Origin of the sequence: Ligaoa zhengdingensis (assembly GCF_014384885.1) — a bacterium.
Classification (GTDB): Bacteria; Bacillota; Clostridia; order Oscillospirales; family Ruminococcaceae; genus Ligaoa; species Ligaoa zhengdingensis.
In genome coordinates, this window is the sequence record NZ_JACRST010000002.1 from 39,319 (window position 1) to 58,567 (window position 19,249).

Below are 19,249 nucleotides of genomic sequence, written 5' to 3' on the forward strand. Positions count from 1 at the left end.
AGTTACACCGCCTTCTCCCCACAACTATTTTCCATCTTATCATATTAAGGGGACAAGTGCAACAAATCGCACAGGCGGAAACGACTTTTTTCGCACTCTAATTGTAAATTTTTTATAAAAAAAACGGCGGAAGCCAGGATACTTTCCCGGTTTCCGCCGCATCTTTCAGAATATCGTTCCCGTTGACAATCAGGCCAGCTCTGTCTTTTTGACCGCCTCGAACTGGCTTACAACCTCCTCGGAGGGCGCCTTGGTCAGCAGGGACACCACAATCACCAGCGCCAGCGCGATGGCAAAGCCGGGCACCAGCGAATACAGGCCGGTGGCCGCTTCCAACTTGAGGCTTTCCCAAATCAGGACGGTTACGCCGCCGGAAACCATACCGGCCACCGCGCCCGTGAGGGTCATGCGCTTCCAGAAGAGCGAGAGCAGGATGACCGGACCGAACGCAGCGCCGAAGCCAGCCCACGCGTAGGAAACCAGGCCCATGACCGAATTGTTGGGGTCAAGCGCGATGATATAGGCCACAACAGCAATGGCAATGACCGCGCCGCGGCTGACCCACATGAGCTCTTTATCGGACGCATTTTTGCGGAACAGCGCCTTGTAAAAATCGTTGGAGACCGCCGACGCAGTGACCAGAAGCTGCGAATCCGCCGTACTCATCACAGCCGCCATAATCGCGGAGAGCAGCACACCCGCGATAAATCCGGGGGTGAGGCGGGTCACCAAGTCCATAAAGACCACCTCGGCCGCCTTGCTGCTTTCATACGCCACACCGATCGAAGACAGATACGCATGACCGAACACGCCCACCGCAACCGCTGCGGTCAGGGAAATTGCCACCCAAACCATGGCGATAATGCGGGATTTTTTGATGAGGTCGCTCGATTTGATCGCCATAAAGCGGGTGAGAATGTGGGGCATGCCGAAATAGCCGAGGCCCCACGCAAGGCTGGAAATAATCGTGGTCATCGGCACACTGCCTTCCGGACCGCGCACCATGCTGAGGAAGCCCTGGCCGCCCAGGTCCTCCAGCAGCGCCACCGAAAAACCGGGGGTCTGCACCATGGCGACAATCGGCACTACAACAATGGCGACGAACATCATCATGCCCTGGATGAAGTCGGTCCAGCACACCGCGAAGAAACCGCCCAGGAAGGTGTACGCGATGATGATGACCGCGCCCACTGTGAGCGCCATCGTGTAGTCCCATCCGAACAGGTGCTCGAACAGCGTCGCGCCCGCATTAAACGCCGAGGCGGTATAGATCAGGAAAAACACAAAGATGATGACGGCGCAGATGCTGCGCACCACCGTCGATTTGCTCTGAAAGCGGTTCTGCAAATATTCCGGGATGGTGATCGAATCGCCGGACACCTCTGTATACCGGCGCAGACGGGATGCAACGATTTTCCAGTTGAGATAAGTGCCCACACCGAGGCCGATCGCAATCCAGCCGGCGCTGATGCCGGACATGTAGGCCGCCGCCGGGAGACCCATCAGCAGCCAGCCGCTCATGTCGCTGGCCTGCGCGGAAAGGGCGGTCACCCAGCTGCCGAGCTGCCTGCCGCCCAGGAAATAATCGGAAATGTTTTTAGACTTTGAAAAGAAGTACACGCCGATGCCGAGCATCAGAGCCATGTACAAGACAAATGCCGCAATTGTTCCTATGTTCATAGCCTATCCTCCAAAAAATTTTATTCATATTTTACTATTATAAAGTAGAATCCTGCCGAATGCAAGCAGTTGGACACAATTTTGTATTCAGTTTGTTCATTATTATTTTACAGGTACGCTATTGGCAGTTTTTCCGGTCTTCGCTATAATAGGGGATGTTTAGGGCAAAAGAAAGCGGTGCAAATTATGCAAACAACAGCAGAGCAATCCCTCCCTTCGCCGGGTGTTGCGGCACAAACACAGCCGGCAGAAAAGGCAAAGAAGGTGAAAAAGCAGAAAAAACCGCGCAATAAAAAATTGCGCAAGCTGATCATTTGGCTGGTGATCATCGGGGCGGTGGTCGGGTACATCGGTTACAGCATGTACAAGGCAGCCACTTACATACCAACAGTGAAGACGGATACCGTCGGTTATCAGGACATCGACAGCTACCTGAGCACCTCGGCCACCATCCGCTCTTCGGACAGCAAAGCCTACTTCGCGCCTCCGCAGAGCAAGGCGGTGGAGGTCAATTTCAAGGCGGGCGATATGGTGAGTGCAGGCGACGTGATCGCTACCTTTGACCTGACCGAGCTCAACAACGATGTGCGGCTCAAACAACTGGCATACGAAAATGCGAAGATCAGCTACGAGGACGCCCAGCTGGATTACGACAAGATTCTGCACGCGGACGACGAGCGCGACGAGGAGATCGAATCGCTCAATGAAGAAATCCACAGGTACAACGAAAAAATCAAGAAAATCAAAAAGGAATACGGCGCGCCGCCAGCTGCGGGCGAGGAAGGTTATGAGGAGTATACCCGTTACCTTTCCAAATTGATGTCCGCAGAATCTGAGCGCGATGCCCTAGAGGATCAAAAGACCAAGGAAGAGGACATCACCAAGGCCAAAAATGCGATGGAAACCGCGAAAAACGCGGTGGATTCCGCGCAGATCGATCTCGCTACCATGCAGCAGTACCAGAAGGACAACGGGATCGTCGCCGAATTCGACGGCATCATCACCGAAATGAACCTGGTGGAGGGCGGGCTCTCCAGCAACTCCAGCACCGCCTGTGTGGTGGAGACCACCGAAAACCTGAAGGCCGAGTTTAACATCAGCAAATACGATATCGGCACCATCAAGATCGGCCAGAAGGCCACCCTTTCGCTGGGCAACCTCACCTACAGCGGCACAGTGAGTAAAATCGGCGCGGCCGCAGTCAAAGGGGTCAACTCCAGCGGCAACGCCACCGCAGCGCAGGTTCCCGCGGAAATCACCATCGACAACCCCGACGCCAATCTGATCGTCGGTCTGGAATTCGATGTGGATATCCTGACCTTCTCCGCGCAGAGCGTCCTTTCCCTGCCGGTGGAGGCCCTGCTCAGCGACCGTGAGGGCGATTTCTGTTACCGCCTGATCGCAACGGAGACCCCCGGCGTCTTCCAGTATGAAAAGGTCTATGTGAAAGCCGGGAACTCCTCCGACACTTACGTCGAAGTCCTGGAGGGTGTCGACGAAGGGGATCAGGTGGTGCTCAATCCGCCTACCACCATCGAAATGCTGCCCCTCGTGATGGTTGCGCCCGAATCGGCGGCCGGCGAAGGAGCCGCCTCCACCGATGAGGCCGCAGCCGCAGCGTAAGGGGTGGTCGATATGAATTTTTTCGATAACCTCAAGATGGCGCTGTTCAGCATTAAGAGCAACCGGATGCGCTCGTTTCTCACCATGTTGGGTATCATCATCGGCATCAGCTCGGTCATCACCATCCTGGGTGTGGGCGGCGGCGCGCGCGCCTACATGATGGGGTCGATCGAGCAGGTGGGCGCTTCCACGGTGCAGGTCACTGTAAACGACAAGGAGGCCACCGATTCCGATTACATCACCTTCGACGACATCGAGGCGCTGCGCGGCAAGGTGGAGCATCTCAAATACATCTCCCCCCAGATCGGCGTTTGGGGCAGCACCACCTTCAAGAAAAAAACCAACGATGCGATCATCTATGGGTGCAGCGACAGCTTCAACTACTTCATGGGTACCGATATGGTTTCCGGCCGCTTCTTCACCGAGGAGGACTACCTTGCGGCCCGCAATGTGGCGGTCATCGACGAGATCGCCGCCATGCAGTTTTTTGGCAATACCAATGTGTCCGGCATGACGCTGGAGCTCGAGGTTTGGGGCGAACGGATGAAGATTAAAATCGTCGGCGTGGCCAAATCGCAGCAGGGCAATTTTTATTATGAAGGTATGCCGTTTTACTTCTATATGCCGATCACAACCCTGTTCAACAACACCGGCACGGACCCCACGCTCAGCTCGATCTACCTGATGGCGGATGATCCGGCCTTTGCCACCACCATGGGCAACAGCGCGCGCAACGTGCTGGAATCCCGCCACGGCAACCGCGGCCGCGACGTCTACCGTCCGGAAAGCCTGATGGGCGAGGTGGATCAGATGAACAGCATGCTGGACATCATCACCACCTTCATCAGCGCGGTGGCAGCGATCTCCCTGCTGGTCGGCGGCATCGGCGTGATGAACATCATGCTGGTGGCTGTGACCGAACGCACGCGCGAGATCGGCATCCGAAAGTCGCTGGGCGCCAAGACCAAGTCGATTATGGGGCAGTTTCTCACCGAATCAGCCATCCTGTCGCTGATCGGCGGCCTGATCGGCCTGGTGCTCGGCATCCTGGGCGCCATGGGGGTCTCGAGTCTGGTGAGCGGCATGGCGGGCGGCACCATCACTCCGTCCATTACGATCAACCACATCCTGCTCGCGTTGGGCTTCTCCTGTTCTGTGGGCATCTTCTTCGGCATCTATCCGGCGCGTAAGGCCGCCAAGCTCAACCCGATTGAGGCGTTGCGCCACGAATAAAGTTGACCCATCCCCCCTTTTCGTGTATCCTTGTGGTATCATAAGTTGTTTGGAGGACTGTTTGTATGACTATCCGCGATGTGACAGCGGCCGATCACGGCCTTTACCGCGAGCTCTCCCAGGGGTTCTATTCGGGTGAGGCCACGCTGCATCCCGCAAATTTTGACCACATCGACCGCACGTTTGGGGAGTGCGTGAAGGGTTCCCCCTATGCGCGCGCCGTCATCCTCGAAGAGGAAAGCCGCCCGGCGGGCTTTGCCCTGTTCAGCTTCACCTGGAGCAACGAGAGCGGCGGTTTTGTCGTCTGGCTGGAGGAACTGTACGTCCTGCCCGCGTTCCGCGGCCGCAAGCTGGGCTCTGAATTCATGGAATGGATGCTCGACGAGTACAAGGATGCCACACGCATCCGTTTGGAGATCACCGCTGGAAACGACGGCGCCCGGCGGCTTTATACGCGGTATGGGTTTGAACCGCTCGACTATGAGCAGATGGTGCTCGACCGAAAATAATAACCGGCGGCGGGGTGCAGAGCATCCCGCCGCTTTTTTGCGCTCTCAGTTGGAACTTCCCGCTTTCTGTGTTACAATAAACCTATCTCGGAAAAAGGAAAGGAAGCGGCCGATGTACGCAAAAAATGATCTGGTAGAGCTCTCCATCATCGATATCACCGACGAGGGAAACGGGGTCGGCAAAATCGACGGGTTCGCCGTCTTTGTCCCCGGAACCGCTGTCGACGACCGCCTGCGTGTAAAGCTGGTTAAAATCCAAAAAAACTTTGCCTACGGCATTGTGGAGGAGATCCTCTCCCCTTCGCCCGACCGGATCCCGGTGGATTGCCGCGTCTACCGCCAGTGCGGGGGGTGCTCGCTGCGGCATATCTCCTATCAGGCGGAGCTGCAGATCAAACAGAATTGGGTGGAGCAGCATTTGAAACGGATCGGCGGGATCGACGCGCCAGTTCTGCCGATCATCGGCTCGCCCCGACAGGACGGATACCGCAACAAGGCGCAATATCCCGTGCGAATGGAGGACGGCGAGCTGCGTCTGGGGATGTTCGGCAAGCGGAGCCACCGGGTGATCCCTTGCACCGACTGCCGCTTGCAGCCGTCGGAATTTGAATCTATTTTAAAAACAATCCGCGATTTTTGCCTGGAATGGAAGATATCTATTTACAATGAGGAGAAATATTCCGGATTATTGCGCCATGTATATCTCCGCAGCGCCCAGGCCACCGGAGAAATCATGGTCTGCCTGGTCATCAACGGCGTCAGCCTGCCCCACAGCGGAGAACTGGTGGACCGCCTGCGGACTGTCTGCCCGTCGGTGGCTTCGATTGTCCTCAACCGGAATCGTGAGAAGACCAACGTCATCCTGGGGCAGCACTGCCAAACTCTGTGGGGCAAGGACACCATCGCCGACATCCTCTGCGGGGTGCGCGTCAACCTCTCGCCGCTTTCGTTTTATCAGGTCAACCGCGAGGGTGCAGAACAGCTTTACCGCGTCGCTGAGGAGTTTGCCGGTCTCACCGGACGGGAGCTTCTGCTGGACCTCTACTGCGGCGCGGGCACCATCGGCCTTTCAATGGCTCATCGCGTCCGTGAACTGATCGGTGTGGAGATCATCCCGCAGGCCGTGGAGAATGCGCGCCGGAACGCACAGGAGAACGGCATTACAAACGCGCGCTTTCTCTGTGACGACGCCAAGGGCGCGGCCGCTTCCCTCCAGCGGGAGGGGCTCACCCCGGATGTGGTGGTACTCGACCCGCCGCGTAAGGGCTGCGTGCCCGAGGTGCTCGAGGCGGTGAGCGGCATGAACCCCGACCGCATTGTGATGGTCTCGTGCAACAGCGCCACCCTCGCCCGCGACCTGGCCGCGCTGCGAACACTGGGGTACCACACGGTGAAAGCCCAACCTGTGGACATGTTCCCCCGCACCACGCATGTCGAATGCGTTGCGCTGATGACAAGGTGAAGCGAATAAGCCAAAACCGTACAACACGGGTGTTGAGTGGACGGTAAAGCGGCCAGTATTTAAGCGGGAGTTACAAAAATAGGCGGGGCTCTCGACCTCCGCTCAAGCAAAAGCGCGCCATGCAGCTCAAAACGAAAGGGGAAACAGAATGCAACGGGACGCCACCAAATACCGGCTGGCGGAGGCCCTGCGGCAGTGTATGCGGACCAGCTCGATTGACGACATCACCGTCCGCCAAATTGTAGAACGCTGCGGCCTGACGCGCCAGACCTTTTACCGAAATTTCATCGACAAATATGATCTTGTCAATTGGTATTTCGACAAGCTGCTGCATCAATCCTTCGAGCAGATGGGCAGCGGGCGCACCATTTTGGAGGGATTGGAGCGCAAGTTTGAATACATCCAGGAGGAACGCATCTTTTTCACATCGGCCTTCCGTTCGGACGATCACAACTCCCTCAAGGAGCACGATTTTGAGCTGATCCTACAGTTTTACACCGATCTGATTCAAAAGAAAACGCACCAGTCGCCCGATGAAAACGCCCAATTTCTGTTGGAGATGTACTGCCGCGGTTCCATCTACATGACCGTGAAATGGGTTCTCAGCGGGATGCCTCAGCCACCCGCATGGCTCGCCTGCCAGTTGGTGCGAGCCCTGCCCGCGCCGCTCGCCGCCCTTTTCTCACAGCTCAGCCTGCTGTCCAGCGAAGGACAGGTATAAACCTTCATGGTCCTGTGCGCACCACTTTATCCGCTTTTTCAGGAGCTTCACTTGACATTTTGGAGGATTTGTAACTTTACTTTCCCCATGCTGCGGAATAAAATAAAAGTTGAGGGCATGACCGATTGAAAACCTCTCAAATATGAAAAAAGGAGAAATGCAGGATGGCAAACCGTATCATGTTGAATCAGACCTCCTACCACGGCGCGGGGGCAATTTCGGAAATCGTCAGCGAGGCCAAATCCCACGGATTCAAAAAGGCATTCGTCTGCTCCGATCCGGATCTGATCAAATTCAACGTCACCACCAAGGTCACCGAACTTTTGGACAAGGAAGGACTGGCTTACGAAGTCTATTCGGATATCAAGGCCAACCCGACCATTGAGAATGTCCAGCACGGCGTGCAGGCTTACAAAAAAGCGGGCGCCGATTACATCATCGCCATCGGCGGCGGCTCCTCTATGGATACCTCCAAGGCCATCGGCATCATCGTGGCCAACCCCGAATTTGAGGATGTGCGCAGCCTGGAAGGCGTCGCGCCCACCAAAAATCCCTGTGTGCCGATCATTGCGGTTCCCACCACGGCCGGCACTGCAGCAGAGGTCACCATCAACTATGTTATCACCGATGTAGAACGCAAACGCAAATTCGTCTGCGTCGATCCCCACGATATGCCGATCGTCGCGGTTGTCGACCCGGATATGATGGCCTCCATGCCCAAGGGCCTCACCGCTTCCACCGGTATGGATGCTCTGACCCACGCCATTGAGGGCTACACCACCAAGGCCGCGTGGGAAATGACCGATATGTTCCATATCAAAGCGATTGAGATCATCGGCAAATCGCTGCGCGGCGCTGTCGCCAACACCAAAGAGGGCCGCGACGGCATGGCGCTCGGCCAGTACATCGCCGGCATGGGCTTCTCCAACGTCGGTCTGGGCATCGCTCACTCGATGGCCCACACCCTGGGTGCGGTGTACGATACCCCGCACGGTGTGGCCTGTGCCATGATGCTCCCCATCGTCATGGAATATAACGCTTCCTGCACCGGCGAAAAGTACCGCGAGATTGCGCGCGCCCTGGGCGTTGCAGGTGTGGATGCCATGAGCCAGGAGGAATACCGCAAGGCGGCCGTCGACGCGGTGCGCAAGCTCTCCGAGGACGTGGGCATCCCCGCCAAGCTGACCGCCCTCAAGGAGGAGGACCTGCAATTCCTCGCCGAGTCCGCCTATGCGGACGCCTGCCGCCCGGGCAATCCGAAGGATACCTCTGTCGAGGATCTGAAAGAGCTGTTCCGCAAGGTGATGTAATTCTTCACACTCTGTGTGGCACGTGCCCCCGCCGTTGTTGCTGACGGCGGGGGTTTTTTGGATATCATCGGCCCTGCCTGGCCACCAAGCGCAAAAGGTCAGAATTCATACCACATCCGATATCAGGAAACAGTAATAAAAATGTCACATCACAATGGAAAAGAGGTCTTTTCGCATGAGGCACACTATTTACTACGGCGGGGATATTCTCACCATGGAGGAGCCCCTGTACTCCCCTGCGCTCGCTGTGGAGGGCGGCATGATCGGCGCGCTCGGCGCCAAGGCGGAATTGATGAAGCGCTATCCGGATGCGGAACTGGTGGACCTGTGCGGGCAGACGCTCCTTCCCGCCTTTTTGGACCCGCACAGCCACATCACTGCGCTGGCCAGTACCCTGCGCCTGCTTCCGCTGGAGGATGTTTCCAGTATTGAGGCGCTGGGCGCATCCATCGCGGACTATGCGCGCGCCCATCCCCGGACCGGCGGCCAGTGGATCACCGGCTTTGGCTACGACCACAACCGCTTTCCCAACCGCCGGCACCCCACCCGCCAGGTGTTGGACGCGGCCTGCCCCGACCGCCCTGTACTGATCGCCCACGCTTCCGGGCACATGGGGGTGGCGAACTCCGCCGCGCTGCGGGCGCTCGGGGTGGATGCGGACACCCCAGATCCGGCGGGCGGCGTCATCGGCCGTGAAGCGGACGGCAGGACGCCCAACGGCTACCTGGAAGAGACCGCTTTCTCCGGCTTGACCGCCAGGATTCCCCAACCAACCATGGAGGAGCTGTGCAGCAGCCTGGTTCAAGCTCAGAACATCTATTTTGAAAACGGTATCACAACCATCCAGGATGGGATCACAAAACAGGGGGACTGGGCGCTCCTGCAAGCTGCGGCGGAATCCGGACTTTTGGAGGCCGACGTGGTCTGTTACCTCGATCTGGAGCACAGCCGGCCGATCGCGGAACAGTACCCCCAATACCGCAAAAGCTACCGCAACCGGCTCAAGATCGGCGGTTACAAAATCTTTCTGGATGGTTCTCCACAGGGCCGGACCGCCTGGATGACCCGGCCTTATGAGGGAGCGGAAGACGGCTACCGGGGGTATCCCATCCACACAGACGAAGCGGTGCGCGGCTTTGTGGCCACCGCCCGGAGGGACGGGATGCAGCTGCTCACCCACTGCAACGGTGACGCGGCGGCCCAGCAGTTGATCGAAGCCTGCGCCTCCTGCGGGGACCCTGCCTCGCGCAATGTGATGATCCACGCGCAGCTCGTGCGGCGCGACCAACTGCCCGCCATGCATCGCCTCGGCCTGATCGCCTCCTTCTTTGCCGCTCACATCTGGCACTGGGGGGATGTGCACCTGCAAAATTTCGGCGATCAGCGCGCCCAAGCGATCAGCCCCGCGCGCACCGCTATCGACACCGGCGTGGTCTACACCTTCCATCAGGACTCCCCCGTCATCCGCCCGAATATGATCGAAACCATCTGGTGCGCAGTCAACCGCATCAGCCGGGCAGGCCATCTCTTGGGAGAGCAGGAGCGCATCTCCCCGCTGGAGGCGCTCCGCGGCGTCACCGTCAACGCCGCCTATCAGTACTTTGAGGAGAACCGCAAGGGAAGCCTGCGCCCCGGCAAGCTGGCTGACCTGGTCATCCTCGATCAAAACCCGCTGAAGGTCTCCCCCGACCGGCTGCGCGAGCTTAGGGTGATGCAAACGATCAAGGAGGGAAAAACCGTTTACCTGCGCCACTGATTGCCCCCGGCTTCACAATGTGATATAATAACCGTAGAACATCAATAGATGCCGCCGCGCGCTGCGCATCTGTGATATCATAGGGCCGAAAAAATCGGCTTCGGACAAAATCAACTTTTTGAGGAACGGAAAGGGTACAGTACGGCATGACAAACTACAGCGAACTTCCGGTATCACCGGAGCTGCTTCAAGCAGTAAAAAAAATGGGATTCACCACCATGACGGAAATCCAGCAGAAGGCCATCCCCGTGATGCTGGCGGGACGCGAGGTGATCGCCAAGGCGCCCACCGGAACCGGCAAGACCTGCGCCTTCGGCATCCCCATCATCGAGCAGATCGATCTGGAAAATCCTGTTCTGCAGGCGCTGGTGCTCTGCCCCACCCGTGAGCTCTGCACCCAGATTGTGGACGAGCTGCGGGAGCTCGCTCAATTTAAAAAGGGGCTGAAGATTGTCGCGGTATACGGCGGCCAGCCGATCGGCAAGCAGTTTTCTGCGCTCAAAAATAACCCGCAAATCGTGGTGGCCACCCCTGGGCGGCTGATCGACCACTTCAAGCGCGGCTCGCTCAAGCTGAACAAGGTACAAATCGCGGTGCTCGACGAGGCCGACGAGATGCTCGACATGGGATTTTTCAAGGATGTGCGCTTCATCCTGGACAAGCTGCCCAAGAGCCGCAAAATCTCGATGTTTTCGGCCACCATCTCCCGCCCGGTGATGGACATCGGCTGGCTGTACCAGCGGGACGCGGAAGAGCTGGTGGTGCTGCCGGTGGAGGAGAGCAAGCCCCAGATCACCCAGTACAGCATGGAGACGCAGGGCAGCCAAAAGCTGGAGGACATGCTCGAGCTCATCCGCCTGCGCGACAGCAAAAAGGCGATGATCTTCTGCAACACCAAATATGGCACCGAAGCGCTGCGCAACCAGATGCGCGCGCGCGGCCTCAACGCCGAGTGCCTCAACGGGGATATGAACCAAAAGGAGCGCAACAGCATTATGGCGCGGTTCAAGGCCGGCGAGATCAACTACCTTGTAGCCACCGACGTGGCGGCGCGGGGCATCGATGTGGATGACGTGGACACGGTGTTCAACTATGAGATGCCCAACGAAAACGAGTACTACACCCACCGCATCGGGCGCACCGGACGCGCCAAGCGGCAGGGCGTCTCCTACATCTTTTATGCAGCCAACGAAAAGACCCGCCTGCGGGACATGCTCAAATATGCCGGGGCTGATGTCATCCCGCTCCAATTCGACGCCTCCCGCAATCTCATCGAGCTGCCGGTGCAGAAGCCGAGCGGCCTTGAAATGACCATCATACGGTAACATTATTTTCCTTTCCGCACGATTCACCACAGGATGCTTTTGGCGTCCTGTGGCTTTTCTTTGCGTTTTCATAAAACAAAAAATCCGCCACCAAACTTGTGACGGATTTGTAAATTCTCTTATCTCTTGTTTCTTATGATACCACAAAATAGAGAAAATTTCAAGTCTTGCGCTTTTGCCCCGCCGGGTGTATGAAGAATAAGAGGTGACTGAAAAATGGGACAAAAAAGCATGACCGCACTCGTCAGCGCATTTTCAAGGGCATATCACGCAGAAAACAACGAAATTAAGATTTTTAACGACAGTGTTGCCAGGGCGATTCTGACCGACGGGGAATACCATCTGATTTCAGAAAGCATGGCCTCCGGCATCGGCTTTTTCCATCCATCCTTTGTGGGCGATGCACAGCAGGCGCTGCGGTGGATCGTCGATAATTACCTGTCTCCGACCCCGCTCGCGCGGGCCGCCTTTGCGGAAAGCTCCCTCGGGACCGCTGTCCGCATCGGTGCGTCGCAGTATTTGATCTTTGCAGCCGGGTACGACACCTTTGCCTACCGCCAGCCGGACTGGGCAAAGCCGCTCACCATCTTTGAAATTGACCACCCCGCGACAGCGGCGGACAAAATGGCGCGGCTGCAAAGGGCGACGGTTGAAATTCCGGAAAATGCCCGCTATGTAAGCGCGGATTTCACCTCCGAAGGCTGGCAAACCTCCCTGCTCCAGGAAAAGACCTTTTCCTCGAAGCGTATCAGCTTTTGCAGCCTTTTGGGGCTGTCCTACTATCTCACAGCGGAACAATTCAAGGATATGATCGCCGCGACCGGAGATTTTCTCCCCAAGGGCAGCTCCCTCGTCTTTGATTATCCCGATCAGGACGCTTACACCAACAGGGCGGGAAAACGCGCAAGGAAGCAGGCGCAGCTTGCCGGCGGAACTGGTGAAGCGATGCTTGCAAGTTACTCCTACAAAGAAATGGAGCGCCTGCTCTCGGACTCCGGTTTCCTGATCTATGAACATCTGGCACCCGACGAAATGACCAAACGGTTCTTTGCGGGCTACAACAAATTCAATCCCCAATACTCCATGTATGCGTTTGACAACGTCAACTATTGCCTGGCGGTCAAAAACTGACCGGCCTGTGCCCTTTTCCTATATTCTTGAAAGAAAGGCGGAATATCATGAGCCATCCCACCCGCACCATGAAAACCTCGGTGCTGCTCCGGCGGTTTGCACCCTACTTTAAAAAGTACACCGGCATCCTGCTGCTCGACCTGTTCTGCGCCTCGCTCACCACCGTGTGCGAGTTGGTGCTCCCCATGATGGTGCGGTACATCACTGAGAAAGGTGCGAACGATCTGGGGAGCCTCACGGTGCCGGTCATCCTTACGATCGGCGCGCTCTACCTGCTGCTGCGGCTCATCGACACCGCAGCCAACTACTACATGGCCAACATTGGGCACATGATGGGCGCGCGCATCGAAACCGACATGCGCAGAGACCTGTTCTCCCATCTGCAGCGCCTCTCCTATTCTTTTTACGACAACACCAAGATCGGGCAGATCATGGCGCGCATCACCAGCGACCTGTTCGATATCACCGAATTCGCGCACCACTGCCCCGAGGAATTTTTCATCGCGGGGCTCAAGATCGTCGTCTCCTTCGCTGTGCTGGCCACCATCAACCTGCCGCTGACCTGCATCATCTTCGCGGTTATCCCGGTGATGCTGCTCTGTTCCACCCACTTCAACACCCAGATGCGCCGGGCGTTCAAGGATTCCCGCCACCAGATCGGCGAGCTGAACGCCCAGGTGGAGGACAGCCTGTTGGGGGTGCGGGTGGTCAAGTCGTTCGCCAACGAGGAGATCGAGGAGGAAAAGTTTGAGCAAGGCAACGGCGATTTTCTCGACATCAAGCGCCGGATGTACCGCTATATGGCGGCCTTTCACAGCACCACCCGCCTGTTCGACGGCATTATGTACATCGCAGTGGTGGTGACAGGCTCGCTGTTTATGATAAACGGCCAGATCACCCCGGCCGATCTGATGGCCTACCTGCTGTATGTCACCACACTGCTCACCACCATCCGGCGCATTGTGGAGTTTACCGAGCAGTTCCAGCGCGGCATGACCGGCATCGAGCGCTTCCTCGAGCTGATGGACGCGCCGGTGGATATCGACGACGACAGCGGCGCGGAGGAGCTGACCGATGTGGTGGGCGAGATCGAGTTCGATCACGTGGATTTCCACTACGGGGACGACGACAAAAATGTGCTCTCCGGCATCCAACTGCATGTGAAGCCGGGCGACAATATCGCCCTGGTGGGTCCCTCGGGCAGCGGCAAGACCACCCTGTGCAATCTCATCCCCCGCTTTTACGATGTGACCGCCGGGCGCATCCTGATCGACGGGCGCGACATCCGCGACTTTACCCTGCACTCGCTGCGCTCCAACATCGGCGTGGTACAGCAGGAGGTCTACCTCTTCTCGGGCAGCGTGTTTGAAAACATCCAGTACGGCCGCCCGGACGCCTCGCGCGAGGAGGTGATCAAGGCAGCCAAGCTGGCGGGCGCGCACGAGTTTATCACCGCTTTCCCCGACGGCTATGACACCTATGTGGGCGAGCGCGGGGTGAAGCTCTCGGGCGGACAAAAGCAGCGCATCAGCATCGCGCGGGTGTTCCTCAAAAACCCGCCGATCCTGATTCTGGACGAGGCCACCTCGGCGCTGGACAACGAGAGCGAACGGATTGTGCAGCAGTCGCTGGAAAAGCTGGCGCACGGCCGCACCACCTTCACCATCGCCCACCGCCTCACCACCATCCGCAACGCAGCCACCATTTTGGTGCTCACCGAGAAGGGCATCGAGGAGCAGGGCACCCACGAGGAGCTGCTCGCCAAGGGAGGGGTCTACAGCCACCTGTACAACCTCTCCGATTTGGGGAACAACAGCGTGTCGCGCTAGGCCTTTTCCCTTGTTTTTTTGAAAAACCGTATTATAATAAAAACAGGTCCGGCACAAACCGACAAGAAAGGGAGATTTTTTATGTGGCAGGAATTTAAAAAATTCGCCTTTAAAGGCAATGTGATCGACATGGCGGTCGGCGTAATTATCGGCGGCGCGTTCGGTAAGATCGTCACCTCGCTGGTCAACGACCTGATTATGCCGTTCTTCGGCTACCTCACCGCAGGCATGGATTTTAAGGAGCTCAAGTGGGTGCTCAGCAAAACCGTGATGCAGGGCGGCCAGGAGGTCGTGCTCAACACCGAAATTTTGTACGGCAGCTTTATTCAGAATATCATCGACTTTTTGATTATTGCGTTCTCAATCTTTTTGGCGGTCAAGCTGGTCAACCGCGGCCGCGCTGCCCGCAAGAAGGCCGAGGAGGAAGCCGCTGTGGCAGCTCCGCCCGCCCCGACCGAGGCCGAGCTGCTCACCGAAATCCGCGACCTGCTGCGGGAAGAACACGCCGTCACCAAATAAGCGGTTTGTTCTATTTTGACCAAGGAGAGGCAGGCAAAGTATGCAAATGAGACACAACGGGCGGGTGCTCACCATCGCAGACGCGCACGCCCATATCTATCCAGGCAAGATTGCGGAGAAGGCCACCGCCTCGGTGGGCGATTTCTACCACATCGGCATGAACCGCATCGGGTACCCGCACACCCTGTTAGAAAGCGGGACGCAGGCGGGCATCGGCCGGTTTCTCGTCTGCTCGGTGGCCACCAAGCCGGAGCAGGCGCGCTCGATCAACGACTTTATCGCGCAGAAGTGCGGGCAGTATCCGCAGTTTTTGGGACTCGCCGCCCTGCATCCCGCGCAGACCGACTGGGCGGAGGAGATCGACCGCGCCATCTCGTTGGGGCTGCGCGGCTTTAAATTCCACCCCGACTTCCAACGCTTCAACATCGACGACGACTCGATGCTGCCGCTCTACCGCAAGGTGCGCGAGACCGGGCTGCCCATCCTGTTCCACATGGGCGACGACCGCTACGACTACTCCGCCCCCCAGCGCCTGGCGCATGTGTTGGAGGAGGTGCCCGGCCTGTGCTGCATTGCGGCGCATTTTGGCGGCTACCAGCGGTGGAGCGACGCGGCGAAATATCTCGTGGGGGAGCAGCTCTATTTCGACACCTCCAGCAGCCTGTGGCGGCTCACCCCGGAGGAGGCGGTCGGCCTGATCCATCACTTCGGCGCGGACCACATGATGTTCGGCACCGACTTCCCGATGTGGGAGCCACGGGTGGAGCTGGAACGCTTTTTGGCGCTCGATCTCACCGAACAGGAGCAGGACAAAATCCTGTATCAGAATTTCGAGCGGCTGTTCGGCGTGACGGTCGGCCAGCCGGAATAAAGCGGAGGGTTTGCCCGTAGCTGTGAGCTGCGGGCAGAGCGTTTGCGCATTGTAGCGCAGCTGGCCCGGCTTGGCCTTGGCCACTGGCCAGCGGGTTTGCACTTTGCTTTGCAGCTACGGGCACCGAGTCCAATGCCTTAGTAAATGTTTTCTTCGGCACCGCCTCCGGGCGCCGCCCGATGGGTTTGCACTTTGCCTTGCAGCTTCGGGCAGAGCGTTTGCGCACTGCCGTGTGCCTGCCTTGGCATTGCCCCCGGGCGCATGCCCGGCGGGGTTGCGCCCCCGCGGGACGCCTCACTTTTGGTACGCGCCAAAAGTGAGCAAAAGCGCCCCAAAGGGCGTTCCCCCCTTTGGCACCCCCCTTTGGGGCGGCCGGCCAACGGCCGGAGGAAAGCCGGGCAGGCTCGTTTGTTAAGCAAAGTGCAGCTTCCGCGCGGAGGACGCACCCGGTATGGCGCAAGCGCCAACTCGGATTGCCTGTCGGCACTGCCGACGTGCCTTCCAGTCGCTTCGTGCAAATTCCAGGGAGCGCAAGGTGAATTGTCCCGAAGGGACAAGAGAAGGCCCTCTGGAGGGCACTCGCTCCACTCAGGCACCTGTCCCGCCTTTGGCGGGATCCCCTCGGGTAATGCCCGCATCCTCTCTGCCGTCCCCCGCTTGCCCTAGATCCTCCGCCCTTCCGAGGGCGTAAATGCGGTGTTCTGTTTGTGCTTCCGGCTTCGGCCACCGCGCCCTGTATTAACGTAAGCGCCAACCCGGCTTTCCCGTCGGCGTTGCCGACCCGACCCGGAGCCAAAAATCAAGCGGTGCGCTGCCTGCGCGCTTTACTGGTATCGTCCGAGGGCTCCCCGTAGGGGCAATGGTTCGTGGGAGCGAAGCGTCCCCTTGCCTTTTTTCGCGAAGCGACTTCAGAACCATTGCCGAGGGGGCTTGCCGGGTGTCGGCAACATCAGCGCAAATTTTATCTCCGGCGCGGGGGTTTCAAAAGGGGAAAACCCTTTTGTGTGCTTTCAAGGTGAATTGGCCCATTGGGCCAAGAGAAGGGCCCCTGGGGCCTTGGTTCTTCTTTTCACATAAAAGAAGAACATTTAAAAATGAAACATTAAATTAAAATTGCACCAGCCGTCCCGCAGGGGCGCAACCCCGCCCAGGCAATGCCGAGGCAGGCGCACGGGGGCACGCAAAAGCTCCGTAAAAAGGCCGCAAAAAGCCGGGCGGGGATGATAGTGCCATCCCGCCCGGCCTCTGTTTGAGGACGCAAAAAAGGCGCTGTATGTTTTTTACTCATACAGCACCCCGAATGTTTTCCCCTTCATTCGTGCAACGCAGGCCGCCTGCAAAATACAGCGCGGCACATCCTCCCCACGTGTGGAACGCATATCCATCTTCGACTTGCAAGGCGCGACTTTTATGCGTGTCAGCGTGTGAGCACATCGCTGGCTCCTTTACAGCGGGGGAAAAATGTTGTATAATGTCGGTTGCAGGGCGCGGCTGTTGCCGCAGTGTATGAGTTCTCGGCTCATATGCAGGGCGCAGAGGGGGCTAACCTCTGGGCCTGCCTTGCTCTTTTTGTGCCTCGAACTTATTATAGGCGAATATTGGTAAAAATGCAAGAGGTTTTGTCGAAAAATGCAGATAACATACAGCCGATTGCGCATCACAAAAGCGCCGGAGCCCGATTGAGGAGCCCCGGCGCTTTTCCATTTGAATTTGCCTCATCCGCCGAACAGCCGCGCATAAAACGCGGGGAAGAATTTGGAGAGATACCCCTGCACAAACACCAGCAGCACGATAACCGGCAGGATGTAGCTGACATACACCCGCGCCCAGCGCGGGAACTTGAGACCCCGGCCCTGGTTGGCCTCGGCGATGAAATTATCCCAACCCCAGCCGTAGCGTCGAGTGCAAAACAGCAGGTAGACGAGACTGCCCAGCGGCAGCAGGTTGTTGCTCACCAGGAAGTCCTCCAGGTCGAGGATGTTGCTACTTCCCCCCAATGGGTGGAAACCGGCCCACGCAGTGAAACCGAGCACACAGGGCAGCGAAAGCAAGATGATGGCGACCAGGTTGCAGGCCACCGCCTTTTTACGGCTGCATCCGGTGAGATCGATGGCAAACGATAGGATGTTTTCAAACACCGCGACGATGGTGGACAGGGCTGCAAACGACATAAAGATGAAGAACAGCGCGCCCCACCAGCGGCCGCCCGCCATGTGGTTGAACACATTTGGCAGGGTGACGAACACCAGGCCGGGGCCCTCGCCGGGGTTGACGCTGTACGCCGAGCAGGCCGGAAAGATGATGAGGCCCGCGATGAGCGCGACCAGCGTATCGAGTATGGTGATGCTGACCGATTCGCCCATGAGGCTGCGATCCCTGCCGATGTAACTGCCGAAAATCGCCATCGCGCCGATGCCCAGGCTGAGCGTGAAAAACGCCTGGCCGAGCGCCGCGAAGATCGTGTTGCCGATGCCGTTTTCCACCATGCGGCCGAAATCGGGCACCAGGTAGAATTTGAGGCCCTCAACCGCGCCGGGCAGGGTGACCGAGCGGATCGCCAGGACGACCATGATGACGAACAAGCTGCACATCATCCATTTTGTGATCTTTTCCACACCCTTTTGCAGGCCCAGCGAGCAGATGCCGAAGCCCACCAGCACGATCACGATCATCCAAAAAATCTGCATCCCCATCTGCGAGGTGACAGCGCCGAATTCCGCGCCCACCTGGTCGGCGTCGAGCCCCACAAAATCCCCCTTGACCATCTTCACAAAGTAGGTCAGCATCCAGCCGCCCACCGTGGTATAAAACATCATCAGCAGGTAGTTGCCCGCCATGCCGAACCAACGGTAGATATGCCACTTGCTGCCCTTGGGCTCCAACACATTGAAGGAAAGCGCCACGCTCTTCTGGCTGGCGCGGCCCACCGCGAACTCCATCACCATGATCGGAAGCCCCAGAATCGCCAAAAACAACAGGTAGATGAGCACGAACACCGCTCCGCCGTACTGCCCCGTGATGTAGGGGAACCGCCACACGTTCCCGATGCCGATCGCACATCCCGCGGAAATCAGCAAAAAGCCGAGCCGCGATGAAAACTTTTCCCTCTCCAAAAGAAAACCTCCTCAAATGTGAAAATTCCTTATCCAAAATATGAACAAAAGACAGTTACCAATATCATACAGTTTTACAGGGCAGTTGTCAATCTCTGGGCCCCTTGCAATCCCGGTGGGCTGCTGGTAGACTAAAAGGGTCTATTCCCTTCATCTTTTGACGAAAC

Annotated in this window: 14 protein-coding genes; 12 read left to right on the forward strand and 2 right to left on the reverse strand. The window is 57.8% G+C overall.

Translation table 11 applies throughout. The features are described from left to right. Window positions 1-189: 189 nt before the first annotated feature. Window positions 190-1,680: a sodium/proline symporter PutP gene (gene putP / locus H8711_RS02585; RefSeq protein ID WP_249281978.1), complete on the reverse strand. Its 1,491-nt coding sequence runs from the start codon at window positions 1,678-1,680 to the stop codon at window positions 190-192. A gap of 264 nt (window positions 1,681-1,944) precedes the next feature. Here putP and H8711_RS14175 point away from each other — a divergent pair, with 264 nt between their 5' ends. From H8711_RS14175 to H8711_RS02645, 12 genes are all read left to right on the forward strand, one after another. After that, entirely contained in the window at window positions 1,945-3,303 is a 1,359-nt protein-coding gene (locus tag H8711_RS14175) for an efflux RND transporter periplasmic adaptor subunit (RefSeq protein ID WP_249281979.1), read from the forward strand. A 12-nt stretch (window positions 3,304-3,315) separates the two neighbouring features. Next, window positions 3,316-4,536, forward strand: a complete 1,221-nt coding sequence (locus H8711_RS02595) for an ABC transporter permease (protein WP_249281980.1) — start codon at window positions 3,316-3,318, stop codon at window positions 4,534-4,536. Window positions 4,537-4,601: 65 nt separating this feature from the next. After that, entirely contained in the window at window positions 4,602-5,045 is a 444-nt protein-coding gene (locus H8711_RS02600) for a GNAT family N-acetyltransferase (protein ID WP_249281981.1), read from the forward strand. Between the two features lie 112 nt (window positions 5,046-5,157). Next, a complete protein-coding gene (gene rlmD, locus H8711_RS02605) occupies window positions 5,158-6,507 on the forward strand; it encodes a 23S rRNA (uracil(1939)-C(5))-methyltransferase RlmD (RefSeq protein ID WP_249281982.1) in 1,350 nt (449 codons plus the stop codon). A gap of 148 nt (window positions 6,508-6,655) precedes the next feature. Beyond that, the gene (locus tag H8711_RS02610) at window positions 6,656-7,228 is read left to right on the forward strand and encodes a TetR/AcrR family transcriptional regulator C-terminal domain-containing protein (RefSeq protein ID WP_249281983.1); all 573 of its coding nucleotides are present in this window, start codon (window positions 6,656-6,658) and stop codon (window positions 7,226-7,228) included. 164 nt (window positions 7,229-7,392) lie between these two features. After that, complete coding sequence (gene fucO, locus H8711_RS02615) at window positions 7,393-8,538, forward strand: lactaldehyde reductase (RefSeq protein WP_249281984.1); 1,146 nt, start codon at window positions 7,393-7,395, stop codon at window positions 8,536-8,538. A gap of 175 nt (window positions 8,539-8,713) precedes the next feature. Next, a complete protein-coding gene (locus H8711_RS02620; protein ID WP_249281985.1) occupies window positions 8,714-10,294 on the forward strand; it encodes an amidohydrolase in 1,581 nt (526 codons plus the stop codon). Window positions 10,295-10,440: 146 nt separating this feature from the next. After that, the gene (locus tag H8711_RS02625; RefSeq protein ID WP_249281986.1) at window positions 10,441-11,619 is read left to right on the forward strand and encodes a DEAD/DEAH box helicase; all 1,179 of its coding nucleotides are present in this window, start codon (window positions 10,441-10,443) and stop codon (window positions 11,617-11,619) included. A 216-nt stretch (window positions 11,620-11,835) separates the two neighbouring features. After that, window positions 11,836-12,750, forward strand: a complete 915-nt coding sequence (locus H8711_RS02630; protein WP_249281987.1) for a class I SAM-dependent methyltransferase — start codon at window positions 11,836-11,838, stop codon at window positions 12,748-12,750. Window positions 12,751-12,797: 47 nt separating this feature from the next. Further along, window positions 12,798-14,579 carry an ABC transporter ATP-binding protein gene (locus tag H8711_RS02635; protein WP_249281988.1) on the forward strand — a complete coding sequence of 594 codons (1,782 nt, stop codon included), beginning with the start codon at window positions 12,798-12,800 and terminating at the stop codon, window positions 14,577-14,579. Between the two features lie 81 nt (window positions 14,580-14,660). Further along, the gene (gene mscL / locus H8711_RS02640; RefSeq protein WP_249281989.1) at window positions 14,661-15,098 is read left to right on the forward strand and encodes a large-conductance mechanosensitive channel protein MscL; all 438 of its coding nucleotides are present in this window, start codon (window positions 14,661-14,663) and stop codon (window positions 15,096-15,098) included. Window positions 15,099-15,138: 40 nt separating this feature from the next. Then, window positions 15,139-15,969 (forward strand): amidohydrolase family protein, encoded by an 831-nt coding sequence (locus tag H8711_RS02645; protein WP_249281990.1) that lies wholly within the window; start codon window positions 15,139-15,141, stop codon window positions 15,967-15,969. Between the two features lie 1,715 nt (window positions 15,970-17,684). Here H8711_RS02645 and H8711_RS02650 read toward each other — a convergent pair. Then, window positions 17,685-19,082 carry a sodium-dependent transporter gene (locus tag H8711_RS02650; protein ID WP_249281991.1) on the reverse strand — a complete coding sequence of 466 codons (1,398 nt, stop codon included), beginning with the start codon at window positions 19,080-19,082 and terminating at the stop codon, window positions 17,685-17,687. Window positions 19,083-19,249: the final 167 nt, after the last annotated feature.

Coding starts and splice junctions, on each gene's coding strand:
- putP (WP_249281978.1), bottom strand. CDS start 1,680: ATGAACATAGGAACAATTGCGGCATTTGTCTTGTACATGGCTCTGATG.
- H8711_RS02595 (WP_249281980.1), top strand. CDS start 3,316: ATGAATTTTTTCGATAACCTCAAGATGGCGCTGTTCAGCATTAAGAGC.
- H8711_RS02600 (WP_249281981.1), top strand. CDS start 4,602: ATGACTATCCGCGATGTGACAGCGGCCGATCACGGCCTTTACCGCGAG.
- rlmD (WP_249281982.1), top strand. CDS start 5,158: ATGTACGCAAAAAATGATCTGGTAGAGCTCTCCATCATCGATATCACC.
- H8711_RS02610 (WP_249281983.1), top strand. CDS start 6,656: ATGCAACGGGACGCCACCAAATACCGGCTGGCGGAGGCCCTGCGGCAG.
- fucO (WP_249281984.1), top strand. CDS start 7,393: ATGGCAAACCGTATCATGTTGAATCAGACCTCCTACCACGGCGCGGGG.
- H8711_RS02620 (WP_249281985.1), top strand. CDS start 8,714: ATGAGGCACACTATTTACTACGGCGGGGATATTCTCACCATGGAGGAG.
- H8711_RS02625 (WP_249281986.1), top strand. CDS start 10,441: ATGACAAACTACAGCGAACTTCCGGTATCACCGGAGCTGCTTCAAGCA.
- H8711_RS02630 (WP_249281987.1), top strand. CDS start 11,836: ATGGGACAAAAAAGCATGACCGCACTCGTCAGCGCATTTTCAAGGGCA.
- H8711_RS02635 (WP_249281988.1), top strand. CDS start 12,798: ATGAGCCATCCCACCCGCACCATGAAAACCTCGGTGCTGCTCCGGCGG.
- mscL (WP_249281989.1), top strand. CDS start 14,661: ATGTGGCAGGAATTTAAAAAATTCGCCTTTAAAGGCAATGTGATCGAC.
- H8711_RS02645 (WP_249281990.1), top strand. CDS start 15,139: ATGCAAATGAGACACAACGGGCGGGTGCTCACCATCGCAGACGCGCAC.